At 41.4% G+C, this 956-nt stretch carries 1 protein-coding gene; it reads left to right on the top strand.

The features are described from left to right. The coding region (locus ACRPFF_RS11085; protein ID WP_432674662.1) for an autotransporter outer membrane beta-barrel domain-containing protein at positions 1-950 on the top strand (950 nt) is incomplete at its 5' end. Positions 951-956 lie beyond the last annotated feature (6 nt).

The raw sequence follows: 956 nt of genomic DNA, 5'->3' as shown, positions 1-956 counted from the left end.
TAAAACCACGTACAGAAAGTGTGGTTTATGCGGCAAATTCAGAGGCAGCAAATAACATGTTTACTCTGCGTTTACATGACCGTCTCGGCAATGTGTTTATGCAACCTAATAAAACCCAAGCAGTCTGGCTTCGTACAATTCGCTCAACCCATGACCAACAACTCATCGGTGGAGAAAGTACGCTTCAAGGCGCGCGGAATGGCGTGCAACTTGGTGGCAATCTCTACCACAAACAAACGCCTCACGGCAATGTGTTAGCGGGATTAATGGCAGGCTATGCCAAATATCAATCAACGGCAGTTAATCATGAAACCGATATCGTGGCAAACGGTCAAGTGAAAGGTTATAGTCTTGGTGTATATGGCACTTGGTATCAGAATAACGAAAATCACACGGGCGCTTATGTCGATAGCTGGTTAAACTACAATTGGTTTAAAAACCGTGTTTTGGGCAATAAATTCCGCGAAGAATATGGTAGCCGCGGTCTTACTGCCTCTATTGAAGCAGGTTATAATTTCTTAGTGTTAGATAAAACTGCGACAAACGGTAACCAATATCGCGTTTATATTCAGCCTCAATTGCAAACGCGCTATATGGCAGTAAAAGGTCAGCATGTCGAGCAAAACGGTACGCAAATAAAACCACTCGGACAAGATAATTTACAAAGTCGGGCTGGAATTAAAGCGTATTTAGACGCTAAATTTATGAATCATATCGAAGTTACGCCTTTTGTGGCGATAAATAGCCTCTACCAAAACAAAGGTTTTGGCGTATCAATGGACGGCGAAAAACGATTGATTGATAATAATAAGAAAGCGTTTGAGTTTGAAATGGGTGCCGATGTTAAACTGGAAGATAAGGTTAAACTTTGGGCTTCATTCGCTACGCAATCAGGCAAACATCGTGACAAAAATAAACAAGGTCAAATGGGCTTGAAATTTGAGTTTTAATCATTC

The organism is Neisseria sp. SLRRB23, assembly GCF_050896295.1.
GTDB lineage: Bacteria > Pseudomonadota > Gammaproteobacteria > Burkholderiales > Neisseriaceae > Neisseria.
This window is presented reverse-complemented; position numbering and strand designations above follow the sequence as displayed.